Origin of the sequence: Halomonas alkalisoli (genome assembly GCF_021412585.1) — a bacterium.
GTDB lineage: Bacteria > Pseudomonadota > Gammaproteobacteria > Pseudomonadales > Halomonadaceae > Halomonas > Halomonas alkalisoli.
Map to the genome: position 1 here is coordinate 172,733 of NZ_JAKCMI010000021.1, position 19,400 is coordinate 192,132.

The window sequence follows — 19,400 nt, forward strand, 5'->3', positions numbered from 1 at the left end:
GAGGCTCTATCCATGAACATGACCTTCCTGCAGGAGCTGTTCAACAGCATCACCCAGCGCGACGCCCTGCTGCGGCGTCGCCAGGGGGAGATCGTTGCGCCGGACCATGCTCAGCTGATCAAGGCCTGCCACGCCCTGCTGGAAAGCGATGGAGAGGCGTCGAGCATCGCCCTGGCCAGCCGGGCCCTGGCCATGTATCGCCAGCTGGGCGAGGAGGAGCGGCGGCGCTTCTTCGAATGCCTGGAAACCGAGTTCGCCGCCGAGCCAACCGACATCGACAGGGCCTATGCGGCCTACCGGGAAGCGCGCAACAACGCCAACCTGCAGACGCTGTTCGATGCCTGCGAACCGCGCCGGCAGGAGCTGTTCCGGCGGCTCAACCTGGCCAGCAACGGCACTTACGAGCTGGTGCGCATGCGCGAGGACCTGCTGGGGCTGCTGCGCGAGCCCCGCTCTGACGGGAAAGAACTCAATGCCATCGACGCCGACTTCTCCCACCTGTTCGGTTCCTGGTTCAACCGCGGCTTCCTGATGCTCAAGCGTATCGACTGGAACACGCCGGCATCGATCCTGGAGAAGATCATTCGCTACGAGGCGGTGCACGAGATCCGCGACTGGGACGACCTGCGTCGTCGGCTCGACGCCCGCGACCGGCGCTGCTTCGCCTTCTTCCACCCGGCGATCGGCGACGAACCGCTGATCTTCGTCGAGGTGGCCCTGTGCAAGGGCCTCCCCGACAGGATCCAGCCGATACTCTCGGGGGAGAGTGCCGGCGAGCGAGACATCGACGACCCCGAGGCCGCCGATGCCGCCGCCTTCTTCGGCATCAGCAACTGCCAGACCGGCCTGCGCGGCATTTCCTTCGGCAACTTCCTGATCAAGCAGGTGGTCCAGGAACTCAAGCAGGAGCTGCCCCAGCTCAAGCACTTCGTGACCCTCTCGCCGGTCCCCGGCTTCAGCCAGTGGCTCGCGGGCTGCCGCACCGACGAGAGCCTGCCGGCCGAACTGCGCCGCACCCTGGAAGGGCTCGACAGCCCCGACTGGCATCGCGACCCGGAGCAGAGCGATCGCCTGAAGGCCATCATCAAGCCCCTGGCCGCACGCTACCTGGTGGAGGAGAAGAATGCCCGCGGCCTGCCGCTCAACCCGGTGGCCCGTTTCCACCTGGGTAACGGCGCCGAACTGAAGCGCATCAACTGGCTTGGCGATGTCTCGCCCAAGGGCCTGAAACAGGCCGAGGGACTCATGGTCAACTATCTCTACGTACTCGACGACATCGAGCGAAATCACGAAAATTACATCGCCAACGCCAAGGTGGCCCACTCGAACGAGGTCCGCGACCTCGTTCGCCGCGCCAGGAAAATGGCCAAGGGAGAGAACGTCAAATGAGCCAGAACCTTTTCGAAACCTTCGCCGCCCGCATGCAGGAACGCGGCGATGCCGATTTCATCACTACCCGTGACGGCCGCCGCTACAGCCACGCCGCTGCCCTGGCCGCCAGCGCCCGGCTGGCCGGTGCCCTGGCCGCGCTGGGTGTCGCCCCCGGCGACCGGGTCGCCGTGCAGGTCGACAAGAGCCCCGAGGCGATCCTGCTCTATCTCGCCTGCCTGCGGATCGGCGGCGTCTACCTGCCGCTCAACACCGGCTATACCGCCGACGAGATCCGCTACTTCCTTGCCGACGCCGAACCGGCCCTGTTCGTCTGCCGCCCGGCCGCCCTGGACCAGGCCCGGGCGGTGGCCAGCGAGACCGGCTGCCCGGCGGTGGAAACCCTGGGCACCGACGGCGACGGCAGCCTGATGCAGGCCGCCGAGCGGGCCACGCCCCACGACACCATCGAGCCGCGTGAGGAGAACGACCTGGCCGCGATCCTCTATACCTCGGGCACCACCGGGCGCTCCAAGGGCGCCATGCTGACCCACCGCAACCTGGGCTCCAATGCCGCCACCCTGGTCGAGGCCTGGCGCTTTACCGCCGAGGACCGCCTGATCCACGCCCTGCCGATCTTCCACACCCACGGGCTGTTCGTCGGCTGCAACGTCACCCTGATGGCCGGCTCGAGCATGCTGTTCCTGCCGAGCTTCGACGCCGACGTGATCTTCGAGGAGCTGCCTCGCGGCAGCGTGATGATGGGCGTGCCGACCTTCTACACGCGGCTGATCCAGGATCCGCGCCTGACCCCCGAAGCCACCGCCAACATGCGGCTGTTCGTCTCCGGCTCGGCCCCGCTCACCGCCGAGACCCACCGGGAGTTCGAACAGAAGAGCGGTCATGCCATCCTCGAGCGCTACGGCATGACCGAAACCAACATGAACCTCTCCAACCCCTACGACGGCGAGCGTCGCGCCGGCACCGTGGGCATGCCGCTGCCGGGCGTGGAGTATCGCATCACCAACCGCGAAACCCATGAGCCGCTCCCCAATGGCGAGATCGGCATGCTCGAGATTCGCGGCCCCAACGTCTTCATCGGCTACTGGCGGATGCCCGAGAAGACCCGCGAGGAGCTGCTGGAGGATGGCTTCTTCGTCACCGGCGACCTGGCCATGGTCGACGAACGCGGCTACGTCCATATCGTCGGCCGCGACAAGGACATGGTCATTTCCGGGGGCTACAACGTCTATCCCAAGGAGGTCGAGCAGGTGATCGACGAACTGGAGGGGGTGAAGGAATCCGCCGTGATCGGCCTGCCCCACCCGGACTTCGGCGAAGGCGTTACCGCCGTGGTGGTGCCGGAAGCCGACGCCCGGCTCGACGAGCGGGGTGTCATCGACTTCCTCAAGGACCGGCTGGCGAAGTACAAGCAGCCCAAGCGGGTGCTCTTCGTCGACGCACTGCCCTACAACACCATGGGCAAGGTGCAGAAGAATGAGCTGCGCAAGATTTACCAGGACATCTATCGTTAGGAAACACTGACGAGACAGAAGAGGCAACGACCAACATGCCCAAGCGCATCACCTACTACTTCAGCCAGGTATCGCCCTGGACCTACCTGGGCCATGCCCGGCTCGGCGAGATCGCCGCCCGCCACGGCGCCACCATCGACTATGTGCCGATCACGCTCAGCGCAGTATTCCCCAGGACCGGCGGGCTGCCGCTGCCCAAGCGGGCGCCCGAGCGCCAGGCCTACCGCATGGCGGAGCTGAAGCGCTGGCCGCAGGAGCTTGGCATCCCCCTCAACCGGCAACCCAAGCACTTCCCCACCGACGACCGCCCGGCGGCGCGCCTGGCACTGACCGCCAAGGCCCATGGCCACGACATCGCCGAACTGTCGCTGGCCATACTCAAGGCCTGCTGGGCCGAGGAGCGTGACGTCGCCGACCTCGACACGCTGCGCGAGATCGCCGACGCCTGCGGCCTGGACGGCCAGGCGCTGCTGGAGGAGTCGGAATCGGACGTGGGGCAGCAGCGCCTCGATGAGGCCTGCGAACAGGCCGTCGCGGCAGGCTGCTTCGGCTCCCCGTGGTACGACATCGACGGTGAGCCCTTCTGGGGGCAAGACAGGCTCGATCTGGTCGAGAAGAAACTGGCCGGCGAACCGTGAGTCAAACCGGCATGCACTCACTCAGCCCCCGGGGGCTCGCCATCGTCGACGAGCTCGCCGAGCGTCACGATTTCAGTCGCGACGCCATTGCGCACCTGGTATTGGCCGTGGCCGACGGTGATGGCCAGATGGCGATGTTTTCGCACCCGCAGTTCGGCGGCCCCGGCCAATGGATGCAAGGTGGCATGCTGATGCTGAGCGACCCTCTCAACCATGCCTTGAACGCCCGCGTGGATGCGCTGTGCCACGAGATTGGTGAGAGGGTTGGTGGGATGGCTGGTGAAGGGATAGCGGGTGAAATAGCTGCCCAACAGCCAGCTTGGCTCGTCGCGGAAGAGAACACCGCCTGGTGGCCGGAGGAACTCGGCGCACCCAACGCGACCGGCGAACAGAACGGTTTACGCTATGCCTACTTTGCCCAGGCTCGGCGCCTCGTCGTACAGACCGACGATACCCTCCGGGTCTATGACACCCTGGACCATCGCATCCATGGCTTTGCCCAGCAGCAGGGAAGCCAGAGCCGATTGACGGTGACCAGCCAGCACGGCGACGTCGACCTCGCCAGCCTGCCGGTCATATCCACCGGAAAACAGCCACTGAGCTAGGAAGCGTTCTGTTTCCTCAGGCTACAAAAGGATCTACCGGCGTACAGGGCCCAAACGCGGCCTCGATGACCTCGGCAGCCTCCAACACCAGGTCGTCGCGAAAGCGGTCGGCGTACAGCTGAACGGTCATCGGTGCGTTGTCGATCGGCCTAGTCGGTAGCACGACGGCGGGGAAGCCGAGCAGATTTCCGGGGGTCACGAACCACTGCATGCCCAGCATCAGCTCACTGCCGGCGGGCGATGCGACATCGGCATCGTGCACGAACGGTGCCGACGGCCAGACGGGCCCCAGGATTAACGGATACTCCGCAAAGAACGCCGCCCAGGCCCGGCCGAGACGCGAACGCTCCTGATGCAGCGCGGCATGGGTCACCGACGGGTCGATCCTGGCGATCAGGGCATCCATGAGCATGGCGGCCTCCACGCTGAGCGTGGGCCGTATCGATTCGGCCGTGAGGCTCAGGTCGGACATCTGGAATTGTGTCCAGAGATGGTTGATCAGCTCGATTTCCGGCGGTATCCCCTCCTCCACCTGATAACCGCCGGCGGCAAGCACCTCGCCTGCCGCCCGCACGCTGGCGACAATGGCCGGGTCGACAACAGTGCCGGGCAGCGATGTCACCATGGCAACACGACGCGGGACTCGCGGGCCTTCCAGCGCCACCGTGACCGAGCGAGGGTCACGCACGTGCTGCCCGTGAACCTGCTCAAGAACGAGCCTGAGATCGGCAATGCTGCGCGCGATGGGGCCATCGGTCAGCATCACCTGTGCGCTCAGGAAGCCATCGCCGGCACTACCGAAGGGAATGCGCCCCTGGGTGGGCTTCAGTGCCGCGACACCGCAGCAGAACGCCGGATTTCTCAGCGATCCGCCGATGTCATTGCCGATTCCGAGCGGCGACATGCCGGACGCCACGGCCGAGCCTTCGCCACCACTGCTGCCCCCCGCGGTCAGCTGTGCGTTCCACGGATTGCGCGTCAGCCCCCTGAACGGGTTGCTGGTGGAGACGCGCAGGCCCATTTCCGGCATGTTGGTGCGCCCGATGGGAATGGCGCCAGCGGCACGCATCCGTTCGACCACCGGCGCATCCTGTTCCGGCAATGCCTTGGCGTTCGCAGCCAGGCCCAAGGTGGTCGGGGTGCCGACGCAATCGACATTCTCCTTCACCGTAAACGGCACCCCGTGCAGGGGCGGCAGATCGCGCTTGCCCGCCTTCTTGCGCTGGGCATCCGCCGCGTCCGCCGCCTCACGGGCCGACGTGCGCAGCATCACAGTGACGGCATTGAGCTCAGGGTTCACCGCCTCGATCCGCGCCAGGTGGGCATCGATCACCTCGCGGCTCGACACTTCCCCGGATCTGATAAGGGCCGCCAGTGTCGTGGCGGACTGCCGCCAGAGGTCGTGCGAACCGCTCGGAGCCTGGGGCGAAGAACGCTTTTCCATGTTTTCACTTCCTTTGTGGCCGTGACACCCGGAACTGAGGCGGCACGGGATGCGATCCTGCATCGTCAAGACGTGTTGGCACCGGCGCTAGCAACTCGGCGCGCAGAACAGAGGATAGGTGGTGGGCTGCGAGCGGTGCCTATCTAGCAGGATAGTCGCTCATGTCGATAATTCTTCGGTAACGGTGGCCCATGCGAGCCAGGAACACCTATCGCACAAACTGCCGACGCTCAATCCCGCACCCGGGCCAATTCCGGCCCGCTGCGGTTGCAAGCAGTGGCCGCTGGCTCAAGAGGCGGGCGAGAGACCCTTCGATCCAGGGTGGCGCTTTGTTTGCGCAGGAACATACCAGTCTCGCAGAGACGCACAAGTTTTCGCCGCGGCTCGGTACCATGCTTGCCCCAGGATCTGATGTGTCATCGGATCCACACAGGAGGGTGATGAACATGAGGATTCATAGGCTCGCCACCGCAGCATTACTGGGGTCGCTGCTGATACCGGGGTTCGCCTGGGCCGAAGGGGAACCCTTCCCGCAGCATCGCATGGAACAGGCACGCATGGAGCAGACTCGCGTCGAATCCATGGCACCCCAGGGTCGCGATCATTTCCGACGGCTGGATACGAACGGCGATGGCAGGATCTCGGCCGACGAGGCCAAACAACAGGTCCTGCCGGAACCCTTCGATGTACTGGACAGAAACCACGACGGCCAACTGACGCCACAGGAGTTTCGGTATCGGGCGATCTGAGCCATCGGTAACACACAGAGGCGGGTGTTTCTATTGCCCGCCTCCGTCTCGATACGACCGCAACAGGAGATGGCGATACCGCATGCCAGCAGACTATAGTGAATCGAGTGTCGGGAAGCCGATAGGCCATGCGGAGAGGCAGCATGATCCTCGCAGATCAGCCGAATCTACCTGGAGTCGATGTAATAAACGGCGCTCGGCGTGCCGCTGGACGCGTCCGCGCCCGGCAGCCCGATGTTATCCTGCTGGACCGCCAGGCCTTCCAGCCCGACGAGCTCGGGAAATTGCTCGCCGATCTGACCGACACTCCCATTGTCGTGATCCTGTCCCCCGGTCGGGACAATCGGCGTGTGCAGCAAGCCCTGCACACCGCGGTAGTGGCGCTGTCAGGCCGTGCCGACGCGACGCCCCCCGCCCGAGAGGAAGCTCCCGCGTCCCATGGTGGACTCGTCGGCTGGCAGATCAGGCGCGTCGCCGCCTTCGTCGATACCCACCTGGACGCGACAATTCACGTCAAGGAGATGGCGGCCGAAACACGCCTCAGCCTCAGTCACTTCTCGCATGCCTTCAAACTGACCTTCGGCGAACCGCCCTTGGCCTACGTGACTCGCCAACGCCTGCTCAAGGCCTGTGACATGATGCTATTCAGCACTGAGCCACTGTCGAGCATTGCCCATGAGTGCGGGTTCTACGATCAATCACACTTCACCCGCCACTTCCATCGCCGGCTGGGCATGACCCCGCAGAACTGGCGCCGCTTGCACGCCAACGGCCCCCTGGACTGAGGCAACCAGTGCGCCCTTTAGCTCACATCCTTCGCCGTTGAGCAGTGGCCTCTGCGGGGCAGATAGTCGCTCATGGCGAATTCTCTTCAGGCGATGGTTGGACAGGCCCGGCTGGCTCTTCATCGCCGACAACGAGGCCCTGGTTGAGCTGCCCGAACGGCACATGCACCGACGGCAGGGTATCGCTGGTGGCCGAGAGGTGGGAGGCCTGGTCGTCGAAAAAGATATGCGGCTTGATGATGCCGAGAACATGCTCCTTGGCGATGCCGCCGAGGAAATAGGCCTCGTTGACGGTCACTCCCCAGCTACGCATGGTATGGATGACCCGCTCATGGGCCGGCGCGTTGCGGGCCGTCACGATGGACACCCTGACCCTGGGGCGATAGGCGCCCTGGGTTTCCTCTTCGCGCTGCTTCTCCAGCATCTGGATGTGGGCCAGCTTGCGCAGGAAAACCGCCAGCAGGCCCGCCTCGGACGGTACCTGGGCATTGGCCCGCTCGTATTCGCGGAATGCCTCGATCCCCTGCTGCTGGTAGATGGTTTCGGACTCATCCGTGACCAGCACGCCATCGAAGTCGAAGGCGATGCGCAGCTCCTCCTCATCGGTCAGATCGAGATCGCCCGATGACAGCACCTGCCCCGCCGGGTGCCCCGCCAGGATCGCCTGGTCGACATCCTGGCGATTGGCGGACAGGAAGAGGCTGATATTCAATGCCGGAATGAAGCGGTGGGGATAGCGCCCCTGCAGGAAGATCGCCCGCGTGATGCCCAGCTCATGATGCTCGATCGACTTCATGACACGCAGACCGGTTTCCGGATCGTTGCGCGAGAGCAGCACCACCTCGATGGGCGGATTGTCCGGGCTGAGTTCGTTCAATGAAAGCAGGCGCTTGATAAACGGGAAGGCAACGCCGGTACCGAGTGGCGTGTTCTCGTTATCACGCTGGTAGACGCGATAGGAGGCCTCCCCCTGCTCGCGAAAGACCCGATCGGACTCCGCCAGATCGAACAGGGCGCTGGATGCCAGCCCGATTACCAGGCGTTCACTGAGGTCATAGGCCATGGTCGTCCCTCCGGTACTCGGTGATTTCCAGGACATGGGTAACGGCCTGCGCCTTGCCATCCCACAAGTAGCGAAAATGCGAGCCCTGAACGGGAATGCTCAGCGCCGGTGGGCGCAGCACCGCCGCGCACTCATGCCCCGGCTGCCTGAGGCTGTTATAGAGAACGCCCCACGCCCCTTCCGCCCTAATGCGCGAAGCGAACGCCTGGCCGCGGGGATAGGTGGCCGGGTCCGGGTCATGCAACTCGGGATAGCCCACACGCACGTCATGCAGCGCCTGGGTAACGGTGTTGATATAGGTCCGCATGGTGATTTCGACGGTGGCCTCGCGGGTCGCCGCCAGGAACTCGGCCATGTGAAAGCGGGTCTCGGCAATCGCTGCATCCAGCGTGCTGGCGCAGTAGTAGACCCCGTAGCTGCCGTCGGTGAAGCGCGATGGCCGCCCAATGTGGGTGAAGGCCGCCATGATGGGAGAGCAGCCGGGGCCCGCGACACGATCATGCGGTGGCACTCGGCTCAGTTGTCCGGCCTCCTCGAGCAGCCTGTCGTTGGTCATCGCCTCGATCGCAAAGGCCAACTCCAGATCTTCCGAATCCAGGGTGTCCTCGAACACCGCGATCGGCGGATATGCGCTATTGATGATGCGATAAGCATTTCGCCACGCCGGGAGGCAGGTCGCCACCCCGCTCATCCCCGGACACTGTCCAGGTAGCGACGGGTATCCGCCAGGTCCACCACGCGCCCATGCAGCATGTACTCGAGGGCCGACTGCCCATTGAACGGTGCTGCGGCATTCGCCTTGTGCACCCATTCATAGGCCTTGTCGGGGCTGCTGCTGAAGAGGATGCGCAGCGCCTTGTGAATCCCCATGAGGTAGGAGATTCGCTCCAGGGTGTCATGGGGCAGACGGACTTGAGGCAGCTTCTTGTACTTGTGGTAGGTGGTATTGCCGATACTGCCCAGCAGGATGCGTTGCTGGGCCGGTGTACAACCCCATAGCCCCATGACATTGAAGAAGAACTTCAAGGCCACGCGCCCGGCTTCGGGGCTGGCCGTATCGGGGCGTTCGAGCCGTTGTTCAGCGTTCATGGGTTTGCTCCTGCGGGAATAACAGTCCGCATATGAACTATAGTAAAAATTAACTTCGCATGCGAATCTTCATGCATCAGCCGCGTTTATCCGCCTACGCTTTTGCGGCACCATGAGGCCTTGCCTCACCTTCCGAGCAAGGACCCGCCATGCCGTTCGCCGCCCCCCAGGAGAATGCCCTCACCCCCGGCTTCATGGTCGTTCACGGCAACCGCCTGGAGGACCTGCGCGGCGTGGCAGTGGAGTGGATGAAGCGCCACCCGCTGGCGCCGCTGGAGAACGAGACGATCCTGGTGCAGAGCAACGGCATCGGCCAGTGGATGAAGCTGGCGCTGGCCGCCGACGAGGCCGATGGCGGCAGCGGCATCGCCGCCGCGCTGGACGTCACCCTGCCGGCGCGCTTCCTGTGGCAGGCCTACCGCGCGGTGCTCAACCACGTGGAAGGCGACCCCAATGCGGTGCCCATCACCTCGCCCTTCGACAAGTCACACCTGATCTGGCGGCTGCTGCGCCTGCTGCCGGAGCTGATGCCGCGGGAGGAATTCGCCCCGCTGCGCCGCTTCCTAGAAGGCGACAACGACCTGCGCAAGCATCACCAGCTCGCCGAGCGCCTGGCCGACCTGTTCGACCAGTACCAGGTCTACCGCGCCGACTGGCTCGACGCCTGGGGCCGCGGCGAGGACGTGCTGATCTCCGCCCGCGGCCAGGCCAGCCCGCTTCCCGACACCCAGCGCTGGCAGCCCGCCCTCTGGCGCGCGCTCATCGAGGACGTGGGCGACGACGGCGTGGCCTCCAGCCGTGCCATGGTGCACCGCCGCTTCCTCGAGGCGGCGCGCCAGCTCGACGGCGACAACCGCCCCGCCGGCCTGCCGCGCCGGGTAATGGTGTTCGGCATCTCGTCGCTGCCGCAGCAGTCGCTGGAAGCACTGGCCGCCATCGCCCGCTGCAGCCAGGTGGTGCTGTGCGTGCACAACCCCTGCCAGCACTACTGGGCCGACATCATCGAGCACAAGGACCTGCTCCGCGCCCAGCGCTACCGGCAGCAGCGCAAGGCCGGCATGCCAGCACGGCTCGACGTGCTCGGCCTTGGCGACGCTGACGCTAATGGCGACGGAGCGGAAAGCCTTCATCTGCACGCCCAACCGCTGCTGGCCGCCTGGGGCAAGCAGGGCCGCGACTACCTGCGCCTGCTCGACGAGCACGACGACGCCCAGCAATACGAGCGCCTGTTCGCCGCCGATTCGCTACGCATCGACCTGTTCGAACCCTTCGTGCGCGAGGGGAACGGCCGGCTGCTGCAGCAATTGCAGGACGACATCCGCGAGCTGCGCCCGCTGCACGAGACCCGCGAGACCTGGCCGGCAGTGGACCCCAGCCGCGACGACTCCATCGTCTTCCACGCCGCCCATAGCCCCCAGCGCGAGGTGGAGATCCTCCACGACCAGCTGCTTGCCGCCTTCAGCGCCGACCCCGGCCTCAAGCCCCGCGACGTGATCGTGATGGTGCCGGACATCGACCACTACGCGCCCCACGTGCAGGCGGTCTTTGGCCAGCTGGACCGCGACGACCCGCGCTACATCCCCTTCACGCTCTCCGACCAGGGCAGCCGCCACCGCCTGCCACTGCTGATCGCGCTGGAGAAGCTGCTGCGCCTGCCGGAGCTGCGCCTCTCGGTGAGCGACCTGCTCGACATGCTCGACGTACCCGCCCTGCGCGCACGCTTCGGCATCAAGGAAGACGACGTACCCACCCTGCGCCGCTGGATCGAAGGCGCCGGCATCCGCTGGGGGCTCAATGCCGGCCAGCGCGGCAGCCTCGACCTGCCACAGGGCATGGAGCAGAACACCTGGGCCTTCGGCCTGCGCCGGCTATTGCTGGGCTACGCCGTGGGCGAGGCTGCCAGCGGCCCGTGGCAGGGCATCGAGCCCTTCGACGACATCGGCGGGCTGGAAGCGGCGCTGGCCGGGCCCCTCGCCGCGCTGCTGGAAACCCTGGAACAGCAGTGGCGCACCCTGCGTGAGCCCACCGACGTGGCCGGCTGGGTGCAGCGCCTGCGCGCCCTGCTGGAGGCGAGCTTCCTCGCCGACACGCCTGACGACAGCCTGATGCTGGCCCAACTCGAACAGAAACTGCAGGAGTGGCAGGAGAGCGCCGAGGAGGCCGGGCTGATCCGCGACCTTCCGCTCTCCGTGGTGCGCGAGCACTGGCTGGGCCAGATCGACGAGTCGAGCCTGTCCCAGCGCTTCATGGCCGGCGCGGTGAACTTCGCCACCCTGATGCCGATGCGCGCCATCCCCTTCAAGCGCGTCTGCCTGCTGGGCATGAACGACGGCGACTACCCGCGCAGCCAGCCGCCGATGGACTTCGACCTGATGAACGGCGACTACCGCCCCGGCGACCGCTCGCGCCGCGAGGATGACCGCTACCTGTTCCTGGAAGCGCTGCTCTCCGCCCGGGAGCAGCTCTACGTCAGTTGGGTGGGCCGCAGCATCGTCGACAACGCCGAGAAGCCGCCCTCGGTGCTGGTCGGCCAGCTGCGCGACCACCTTCAGGCCGGCTGGCGCACAAGCGACGACAGTGACTTGCTCGACGCCCTCACCACCGCACACCCGCTGCAGCCGTTCAGCCGCACCTACTTCCCCAGCGAGGCACAGCAGGCCGAGCGCGACATCTCGGCCCGGCGGCTGTTTACCTACGCCCACGAGTGGCGCGACGTGCACGGAGAAGCGACAGCGGAAGCAGCGCCCCTCGACCTGGAGGCATATAAACAGGACACGCCGCTAACGCTGGCCCAACTCGGCAACTTCCTGCGCGATCCTGCCAAGGCCTTCTTTACCACCCGCCTCAAAGTGTTCCTCGAGCGCGAGGACATCGTCAGCCTCGACCACGAGCCCTTCGCCCTGGACGGCCTCGCCAACTGGCAGCTGCAGGACCTGCTGATCCGCGAGCAGCGCCGCGCCGTGGACGAGAACCAACCCCGCGAGCCGGCCATGCTGGCCACCCTCGACCGCCTGCAGGGCCAGGGCGTGCTGGCCATGGGCGCCTTCGGCGAGCGCATGCGCGAGCAGCTCACCGAACCGATGCCGGAACTGTTCGAAGCCTATGAAGCCGCGCTGGACGAATGGCCCCACGCCATCGAAGAGCCCGAGCCGGTGCAGCTCAACGTGCCCGGCGCACCGCCCCTGGAAGACTGGCTCGACGAGCTGCGCCGCGACCCAGAGGGCAACCGCTGCCGCCTGGTGCTGGTCAGCAGCAGCCTGATCAAGAAGGGCAAGTACCACTGGCACCACATCCTGCGCCACTGGATAGCACACCTGGCCGGTCATCTGGAAGGCCACCCTTTGACCACACGACTGCTCTCCAAGGCGGGCCACGTGACGCTGCCGCCCCTCGACCCGGAACTCGCCCGCGGCCACCTGCGAGAGATCGTCAAAACCTGGCAGGCCGGCATGCGCGAGCCGCTGCCGCTGGCCTGCGACACCGCCTTCGTCTGGCTGAGCAAACTCGGAACGCCAGAGAGTGAGCGCGACAGCGACGCCTGGCACGCTGCCCGCAAGACCTACGAGGGTGACGACTACAACGCCGGCGAAGTGGGCCGCAACGCCTACCTCGCCCACCGCTGGCCAACCTTCTCCCGGCTCTACGAAGCTCGCCAGGACAGACTCGGTTTCGCCGAACTTACCGAGCGGCTGCTCGCCCCGGTGCACCTGGCCGTCAAGGGTGACAAGAAAGAGGGCGGGAAGAAGACAGAAGAGAAGAAAGCGGGGAGCAAGGCATGAGCGAGGTCACTCAGCTAGACCCATTGGCGTTCCCATTGCACGGCAGTCGCCTCATCGAAGCCAGCGCGGGAACGGGCAAGACCTTCACCATCGCCCTGCTCTACGTGCGCCTGGTGCTCGGCGCCCGCTCGGATGCGGACGATGCCGCCTTCGAACGCCCGCTGACGCCGCCCGATATCCTGGTGGTGACCTTCACCAACGCCGCCACCCAGGAGCTGCGCGAGCGGATTCGCGCGCGACTGGTCGAGGCAGCGAATGTCTTTCTAACCGAAGCGGCTCCCAAGGCTGACCAAGGGGCGCCGGGGGCAGGCCGAAGAGGAGGTCCGATTCCAGGGATGGAATCGGTAGCGCCCAAGGATGGGTTCACAGCGCCTCCTCGCAGGCCTGACGCCGGATCAGCCCCGGCTACGAAGAGCCAAGCAGATCCGCTGCTCATCGCCCTCCGCGACCAATACGATCCCGCCACCTGGCCCTCCTGCGCCCGGCGCCTGCAGCTCGCCGCCGAATGGATGGACGAGGCCGCCGTCTCCACCATCCACAGCTGGTGCTACCGCATGCTGCGCGAGCACGCCTTCGACAGCGGCAGCCTGTTCTCCCTCGACCTGGAAAACGACCAGACCGAGCTGGAACTCGAAGTGGTGCGCGACTACTGGCGCAGCTTCTACTACCCGCTCAACACCGACGAACTGGCCAGTGTGGTACGCCACTGGAGCACGCCCGAGCAACTGCACGCTGCCGTGCGCGGGCTGATGCCCGAAGCCGAGGCGCTGGATAAAGGCGCCCCGCCCCCGACCGAGACGGTCACCAACGCCCAGCGCGAGACCGCCGAGCGCCTGGCAGAGCTCAAGGCGCCGTGGGCCACGTGGGTCGAGCAATTGCGCGACGTGTTCGAAGAGGCCGCCCAGCAGAAGGCCTTCAAGGGCCAGAGCTTCAACGCCAAGAGCCGCGCCAACTGGCTCGGCGCGCTGCGCGACTGGTCCCAGGGGGATGCCACCTGGCCCAACCTCACCGACGCCGCCTGGAAGCGCCTCACACCCCAGGGCATGGCCGATATCTGGCTCAAGGGCGAGCCGCCGAACCACCCCGCCCTGGCCGCGCTGGAAACGCTGCAGGACGAGCTCAACGCCCTGCCCGATCCCTACGCCGACCTGCTCACCCACGCCGTACACTGGTGCCGGGCGCGGCTCGACCGCGAGCAGGAGCGCCGCGCCGAGATGGGCCCCAACGAGCTGCTCACGCACCTCGACCGGGCGTTGGCCGGCCCCAACCGCGAGGCGCTGGGCGCGCAGATCCGCCGCCAGTTCCCGGTCGCCCTGGTCGACGAATTCCAGGACACCGACCCGGTGCAGTACCGCATCTTCGACTGCGTCTACCGCATCCGCGAGAACTCGCCTGAGAACGGCGTGTTCCTGATCGGCGACCCCAAGCAGGCGATCTACGCCTTCCGCGGCGCCGACATCCATACCTACCTGCGCGCACGCCGCGACACCGATGGCCGCCACGTCACCCTGGGCACCAACTTCCGCTCCAGCAGCGAGATGGTCGAATCGGTGAACCGCTGCTTCGAATTCGCCGAGGCGCACCCGCCCGGCGCCTTCCTGTTCAATTCTCCCGAGGGAAATCCCGTTCCCTTCCTGCCCGTGGGAGCGAAAGGACGCAAGGACTCACTCACCCGCCAGGGTCAGCCGCTGCCAGCCATGACCCTGTGGCAGCTCGACAGCGACGAGCCGCTCTCCAAGACCGCCTACCACGGCGTGATGGCCGAGCGCTGCGCCTCCTATATGGTCGAGCTGCTCAACGAAGGCCAGGCGGAGCGTACCGGCTTCAAGGATGAGGACACCCTCAAGCCGCTCAAGCCCTCCGATATGGCGGTACTGGTCAACGGCCTGGGCGAGGCGCGGGCGATCCGCCAGGCGCTGGCCCGGCGTGGGGTGAAGAGCGTCTACCTCTCCGACAAGGACAAGGTGTTCGCCTCGCCGGTCGCCCCCCAGCTCGACGCCTGGCTGCGCGCCTGTGCGGCGCCTGAAGACGACCGGCTGCTGCGCACCGCCCTGGCCACCCCGGTGCTGGGGCTCGATATCGCCACGTTGGATAGTTTGAACGAAGACGAGCTGGCCTGGGAAAGCCGGGTGCTGCAGTTCCGCGACTACCACCGGCTGTGGCAGCGCCAGGGCGTGCTGCCGCTGGTGCGCAAGATCATCCACGACTTCGACGTGGCGACGCGGCTGCTTTCGAGCGGGCCTGCCAGCGACGGTGAGAGAGCACTTACCGACCTGCTCCATCTAGGGGAATTGCTGCAGCACGCCAGCCAGGAACTCGACGGCGAACACGCGCTGATCCGCTTTCTCGCCGAATCCATTGCCCACCCCGAAGGCCAGGGCGACACCCACAAGCTGCGCCTGGAGAGCGACGCCGACCTGGTGCAGGTCATCACCATTCACAAATCCAAGGGGCTGGAGTACCCGCTGGTATTCCTGCCCTTTATCTGCAGCCACCGTCCGACGAAGAAGGATGACTCGCCGCTGCGCTGGCACGACGCCGAGGGCCGCCTGCGCATCAGCCTGGAGGCCGATGACGAAACCCTGGCCACCGTCGACCGCGAGCGCCTGGGCGAAGACCTGCGCAAGCTCTACGTGGCGCTGACCCGCGCGCGCCACGCCACCTGGCTCGGCATGGCGCCGCTCAAGGGCGGCGAAGGCAGCGCCATCGGCCAGCTGCTGGCCAACGGAGAGCCGATCGGTCCCAGTGTTTTTGAAGAAGCGCTGACGCGGCTCAAGGGCGACTGCGCCGCCATCGAGATCGCCCCGGCACCGCCGGCCCACGCCCAGATCCTAACCCAGACAGAGCGCGACGACGCCCTCGGCGAAGCACGCACGCCCACGCGCCCCGCCCGGGAGCACTGGTGGATCGCCAGCTACTCGGCGCTGCGCCTCTCGGGCGAAATGGTAAGCGCCCCAGTAAGGGCTGACTTACCTTCTACCCCCCATGACAGCGAAGCGCAGCGAAACGGCAGCCTGCCCGAGCCGGCCACCGCTATGGAGGCCACCGCGCTGGAAGTGATCGAAGAACCCCATGACAGCGGCCAGAGCGAACCGCTGCCCTCCTTGCATCGCTTCCCCCGCGGCCCAGGGCCCGGCACCTTCCTGCACGGCATTCTCGAATGGGCCGGCGAGCACGGCTTCGCCCGCGTGGCCCGCGACCCCGCCCTGCGCGAGGAGACCCTGGCCCGCCGCTGCCAGGTGCGCGGCTGGCAGCCGTGGCTGAATACCCTGCACGCCTGGTTCGGCACCCTACTCGCCGCCCCGCTGCCGCTGCCCAATGGCGCGGGCAGCCTCACCCTCGAAACCCTCACCAGCTACCAGGTGGAAATGGAGTTCTGGTTCGCCGCCAGCAAGGTCGGCACCCGCCGGCTGGACGCCCTCGTAAGTGCTTACACACTCCCCAGCCCGGATGACAGCGAAGGTGCCAGCCTGCCGCGCCCCGCGTTGGATGCCGACACCCTTAACGGCATGCTCAAGGGCTTCATCGACCTGGTGTTCGAGCATGAAGGGCGCTACTACGTGGCCGACTGGAAATCGAACCACCTGGGGCCGGACGACAGCGCCTACAGCCCCGAAGCGATGCGCCAGGCGGTGGCCGAGAAACGCTACGACCTGCAGTACGCACTCTACCTGCTGGCCCTGCACCGGCTGCTCAAGGCGCGCCTGCCGGGCTACGACTACGACCGCCACATCGGCGGCTCGCTCACGGTGTTCCTACGCGGCGCCAATGCAGATAGCCGCGGCGTGCACGCCGAGCGCCCCCCGCGTGAGCTGATCGAAGCGATGGATGCGCTGTTCCAGGGCGACACCCAAGCGGCGAGCGCCGCCACTCAGGCAACGGAGGCGCCGGCATGAGCAAGCGCAGCAAGAACCACGACGACGCCACCCCGGACCTGTTCGCCGACCTGAACGAGTCCGACGATGCCGCAGCGCCCCAAGCCGCGCAGGGCAACGCACAGGCCGCGCTCAACGATACCCAAGCACTGTTCGCCCTGCTCGACCGCTGGGTGGAACGCGGCTGGCTGCGTGCGCTGGACCGGGCACTGGCGAGCTTCTTCCAGCGCGAGGTGAGCGACGCCCCTCCCCTGCTGCTGCTTGCCGCCGCACTGGCCAGCCATCAGCTCGGCCGCGGCCACGTCTGTCTCGACCTCGCCCAGACCCTGTCCGCCCCCGACCTGGCGCTCTCGCTGCCGCCGGAAGGCGATGACCTTAGCGATCCACCGCCGCTGCCCAGTGACCTGCTGGCAGGGCTGGAACTCGCCACCTGGCGCGACGCCCTGAACCACCCCGCCCTGGTGGCGGACGGTAGTGGCCCAGGAAACACCCCGCTGGTGCGCAGCGAGCGCGACGGCAACGTGCGGCTCTACCTGCGCCGCTACTGGCAGTACGAGCGGGATATTCGCCACCACATCTCAGCAAGACTGGGCACAAGCGACGACGCCTTACCCTCAAGCACAAGCGATGAAATCTGTAGGAGGAAGCTTCAGCTCACGACTGGCGCCGATAGGCGCCCGGATAACGCCACCGACACTAACCGCTTCGCCACTGCTCTTGATTCCCTCTTCCCCAGCAGCGCGGACATCGACTGGCAAAAAATCGCCTGCGCCCTCGCCGCCCAGGCTCACTTCGCCGTCATCACCGGCGGCCCCGGCACCGGCAAGACCACCACCGTGGTCAAATTGCTCGCCCTGCTGCAGGCGCTGGCCCTGGGCGAGCCGGTACAAGCGGGCTCCAGCGCTCCGCGCCCGCTGCGCATCCGCCTGGCCGCCCCCACCGGCAAGGCCGCCGCGCGCCTCAACGAATCCATCGCCAAGCAGGTGCAGGGGCTTTCGCTGGTGGAACTGTCCGGCGCCGTGGGCCAACAGGGTGTGGATATCTCAATACTGCGTGACAGCATCCCCACCGAAGTGACCACGCTGCACCGCCTTCTGGGCTCACGACCGGATACCCGCCACTTCCGCCACCACGCCGGCAACCCGCTGGCGCTGGACGCCCTGGTGATCGACGAAGCCTCGATGGTGGATATCGAGATGATGGCCGCCGTGCTCACCGCCCTGCCGCCCAAGGCGCGGCTGATCCTGCTCGGTGACAAGGACCAGCTCGCCTCGGTGGAAGCCGGTGCCGTGCTCGGCGACCTGTGCCAGCATGCCGAAGGCGGCCATTACACCCCGGCTACCTGCGACTGGCTGGAACAAGTAATCGGCACGCCGATACCCGAGCAATACCGCGACGAAGCAGGCCAGCCGCTGGACCAGGCCATTGCCATGCTGCGGGTAAGCCACCGCTTCGATGCGAAAAGCGGCATCGGCCAGCTCGCCGAAGCGGTCAACCGCCCGCTCGGCGCTGACCACGGCCAGAAGGAGAAGAAACGCGCCGTGCGCGAGATCTTCGGCACTGATGGAAAGTCACGCTACGCCGATATTGCCCGTCTCGCCCTGGCGGATGCCGACGACCCGGCGCTGGATCGCCTGGTAGTGAACGGCAACCCGGCCGGCTTCGCCAACAGCGGCGAAGGCCGCCACGACCGCCGTGGCGAAACCATCGCGCCGCCGGTCGGCTACGGCCACTACCTTGAAGTAATGAAATCAGCGCGCCCCGCTCAGCCCTTCTTCGGCGAAGGCGAAGCCCGCCAGCCCTATGACGACTGGGCCCGCCAGGTGCTCGCCGCCCACGGCCACTTCCAGCTGCTGTGTGCGCTGAGGAAAGGCACCTGGGGTATCGAAGGACTGAACCCGAGAATCGGCCGGGCACTCCGCCGCGCCGGCTGGCTCAAGGCCAGCGACCTGGAACTGGAACAGGGTTGGTTCGAAGGCCGCCCGGTACTCGTCACCCGCAACGACTACGGCCTGGGGCTGATGAACGGCGATATCGGCATCACCCTCGCCGTGCCCGAGGCTCTCACCGCCAGCGAATCCCCCGGCCGCACCCTGCTGCGCGTTGCCTTCCCGGCCAGCGACGGCAGCGGCGACATCAAGTGGGTGCTACCCAGCCGCCTGCAGGCGGTGGAAACCGTATTCGCCATGACGGTACACAAATCCCAGGGCTCGGAATTCACCCACACCGCCCTGCTGCTTCCCGACGCCCCCAACCCCATCCTCACCCGGGAACTGGTCTACACCGGCATCACCCGCGCGAGGGACTGGCTCACTCTAGTGGAGACGGGCCGGGGAATGCTGGATGAGGCGGTGACGAGAGAGGTGGTGAGGGTGAGTGGGTTGGGGATAACGTCAGGCCAAGATTAGCGCCAGGGAATGCAACGAAAACACGCCAAGACGCTGCCCGCCATCTTCAGCCGACCCACCCT

At 66.4% G+C, this 19,400-nt stretch carries 13 protein-coding genes; 9 read left to right on the forward strand and 4 right to left on the reverse strand.

Annotated features, from left to right (window positions below; all coding sequences use genetic code 11):
- Positions 1–12: 12 nt before the first annotated feature.
- The 4 genes from LY622_RS07290 to LY622_RS07305 are packed head-to-tail and all read left to right on the forward strand — an operon-like array spanning position 13 to position 4,146.
- Positions 13–1,389, forward strand: a complete 1,377-nt coding sequence (locus LY622_RS07290; RefSeq protein ID WP_234290280.1) for a malonyl-CoA decarboxylase — start codon at positions 13–15, stop codon at positions 1,387–1,389.
- Positions 1,386–2,903 (forward strand): malonate--CoA ligase, encoded by a 1,518-nt coding sequence (locus LY622_RS07295; RefSeq protein WP_234290281.1) that lies wholly within the window; start codon positions 1,386–1,388, stop codon positions 2,901–2,903. The genes LY622_RS07290 and LY622_RS07295 overlap by 4 nt, the downstream gene beginning before the upstream one ends.
- A 35-nt stretch (positions 2,904–2,938) precedes the next feature.
- Positions 2,939–3,541: a 2-hydroxychromene-2-carboxylate isomerase gene (locus LY622_RS07300; protein ID WP_234290282.1), complete on the forward strand. Its 603-nt coding sequence runs from the start codon at positions 2,939–2,941 to the stop codon at positions 3,539–3,541.
- An 11-nt stretch (positions 3,542–3,552) separates the two neighbouring features.
- Positions 3,553–4,146, forward strand: coding sequence for an SHOCT domain-containing protein (locus LY622_RS07305; protein ID WP_234290283.1), 594 nt, complete (start codon positions 3,553–3,555; stop codon positions 4,144–4,146).
- 16 nt (positions 4,147–4,162) lie between these two features.
- On the opposite strand, the gene LY622_RS07310 is transcribed toward LY622_RS07305, so the two are convergent.
- A complete protein-coding gene (locus LY622_RS07310) occupies positions 4,163–5,590 on the reverse strand; it encodes an amidase (protein ID WP_234290284.1) in 1,428 nt (475 codons plus the stop codon).
- A 446-nt stretch (positions 5,591–6,036) separates the two neighbouring features.
- Here LY622_RS07310 and LY622_RS07315 point away from each other — a divergent pair, with 446 nt between their 5' ends.
- Entirely contained in the window at positions 6,037–6,339 is a 303-nt protein-coding gene (locus tag LY622_RS07315) for an EF-hand domain-containing protein (protein WP_234290285.1), read from the forward strand.
- Positions 6,340–6,482: 143 nt separating this feature from the next.
- On the forward strand, positions 6,483–7,124 hold the full coding sequence (locus LY622_RS07320; protein WP_234290286.1) for a helix-turn-helix transcriptional regulator: 642 nt from the start codon (positions 6,483–6,485) through the stop codon (positions 7,122–7,124).
- A 70-nt stretch (positions 7,125–7,194) separates the two neighbouring features.
- On the opposite strand, the gene LY622_RS07325 is transcribed toward LY622_RS07320, so the two are convergent.
- Genes LY622_RS07325 through LY622_RS07335 form a run of 3 tightly spaced genes read right to left on the reverse strand, consistent with a single transcriptional unit; the run spans position 7,195 to position 9,276 of the window.
- Complete coding sequence (locus tag LY622_RS07325) at positions 7,195–8,187, reverse strand: 5'-nucleotidase (RefSeq protein WP_234290287.1); 993 nt, start codon at positions 8,185–8,187, stop codon at positions 7,195–7,197.
- Positions 8,177–8,869 carry an RES family NAD+ phosphorylase gene (locus LY622_RS07330; RefSeq protein ID WP_234290288.1) on the reverse strand — a complete coding sequence of 231 codons (693 nt, stop codon included), beginning with the start codon at positions 8,867–8,869 and terminating at the stop codon, positions 8,177–8,179. Before LY622_RS07330 ends, LY622_RS07325 begins: the two co-directional genes overlap by 11 nt.
- 5 nt (positions 8,870–8,874) lie before the next feature.
- The gene (locus LY622_RS07335) at positions 8,875–9,276 is read right to left on the reverse strand and encodes an MbcA/ParS/Xre antitoxin family protein (protein WP_234290289.1); all 402 of its coding nucleotides are present in this window, start codon (positions 9,274–9,276) and stop codon (positions 8,875–8,877) included.
- A gap of 149 nt (positions 9,277–9,425) precedes the next feature.
- Between LY622_RS07335 and recC the strand changes: the two genes are divergently transcribed.
- Genes recC through recD form a run of 3 tightly spaced genes read left to right on the forward strand, consistent with a single transcriptional unit; the run spans position 9,426 to position 19,338 of the window.
- Entirely contained in the window at positions 9,426–13,055 is a 3,630-nt protein-coding gene (recC, locus tag LY622_RS07340) for an exodeoxyribonuclease V subunit gamma (protein WP_234290290.1), read from the forward strand.
- The gene (gene recB, locus LY622_RS07345; protein WP_234290291.1) at positions 13,052–16,951 is read left to right on the forward strand and encodes an exodeoxyribonuclease V subunit beta; all 3,900 of its coding nucleotides are present in this window, start codon (positions 13,052–13,054) and stop codon (positions 16,949–16,951) included. Before recC ends, recB begins: the two co-directional genes overlap by 4 nt.
- The gene (gene recD / locus LY622_RS07350; RefSeq protein WP_234290292.1) at positions 16,948–19,338 is read left to right on the forward strand and encodes an exodeoxyribonuclease V subunit alpha; all 2,391 of its coding nucleotides are present in this window, start codon (positions 16,948–16,950) and stop codon (positions 19,336–19,338) included. Before recB ends, recD begins: the two co-directional genes overlap by 4 nt.
- The last annotated feature ends 62 nt before the right edge of the window (positions 19,339–19,400 follow it).